This is a genomic window from Arthrobacter sp. TS-15, from assembly GCF_006964045.1.
In the GTDB taxonomy this organism is placed as follows: domain Bacteria; phylum Actinomycetota; class Actinomycetes; order Actinomycetales; family Micrococcaceae; genus Arthrobacter.
In genome coordinates, this window is record NZ_SDXQ01000133.1 from 1 (window position 1) to 1,193 (window position 1,193).

At 71.9% G+C, this 1,193-nt stretch carries 2 protein-coding genes; both read left to right on the forward strand.

Features of this window, described 5'->3' with window-relative positions:
• Positions 1–353 (forward strand): glycoside hydrolase family 15 protein (locus tag EU811_RS24525; protein ID WP_342211735.1); only part of this gene is annotated, 353 nt, incomplete at its 5' end.
• Positions 350–1,193 (forward strand): phosphatase PAP2 family protein (locus EU811_RS23315; RefSeq protein ID WP_160147702.1); only part of this gene is annotated, 844 nt, incomplete at its 3' end. The genes EU811_RS24525 and EU811_RS23315, both read left to right, overlap by 4 nt.

Here is a 1,193-nt window from a genome sequence, read left to right on the forward strand (position 1 = left end):
ATCGCACCGAGACCACCGACGACGGACTCGAAGGCGACGAGGGCAGCTTCCTCGCCTGCTCCTTCTGGCTCGTCTCCGCCCTCGCCGAGATCGGTGAGGGCGAGCGGGCCCGCGCACTGTGCGAGCGGCTGCTGGCCGCCGCCAGTCCCCTCGGGCTCTACGCCGAGGAACTCAGCCCGCGTACCGGACGCCATCTCGGCAACTTCCCCCAGGCACTCACCCACCTCGCCCTGATCAACGCCGTACTGCACGTCGTACGCGCCGAACAGCAGGCGTACGAGGACGGATGGCACCGGGTGGCCGGCCCGACCGTCGAAGTGCCTGGGCCCGACGCCGCGGGAGTCCGGCGATGAGCTCCACGGCGCCATGCGCCCAGCATGCCCGGCATCTGCTGTACGACGTGGTCACCGGTCACCCGCTGCATCGTCCGCTGCGGGCAGCCGGCGCGCGGCACACATCGGTGCGCCGGTTCATCCTGCCGATGGGCCTCTCCGTCGCGACGGCACTCGCCTACGTCGGGATGTGGGCGCTCACCGATGACAGCCCGAACGCCGCGCAGCGGAGCGCCGCTCTGGTGACGGCGGCCGAGCGGATCCCGCGTCCCGGCCGGGAAACCGTCGAGCGGAGTCTGGCGACCGTCGACCACACCGTCACGCAGACGCTCGACTGGATCTACTCCTACGGTCACTGGCCGGTCATCGCGCTCACCCTGCTGTGGCTGGCCTCCCGTCACCACCGGGAATACGTACGGATCACCACGGCGATGCTGCTGACCGGCGCCATCGGGCTCACGTTCTTCGCCGTCGCCCCGGCCGCCGACACCGGCAGGGCCACCGTGCGGTCGGATGCGTACCCCGTCCTGGACCCCACCGCCCTCGTCGATCAGTACGCGACGTTGCCCGGCCTCCACGTGGGACTGAACCTGCTGATCACGCTGGCGGTCCTCGCCGCCACGCGCAAGACCTGGATCCGTGTGGCGGCGGTGGCACTCACGCTGTCCATGGACACCGCGGTCGTGCTGACCACCGGCCACCTGCCGCTCGACGCCGTCGCGGGAGTGGCCCTGGCTGCCGTGAGCTGGTACGCCGCCGTGCACCTCCCAACCCGGAGGGCGAGCCCGACCGCAGTCGACTCGGCCTCGGCACCCGCAACGGCACCCGCCCGGCTGCGCGGTCTCCCGCGGCCCTCGGTGC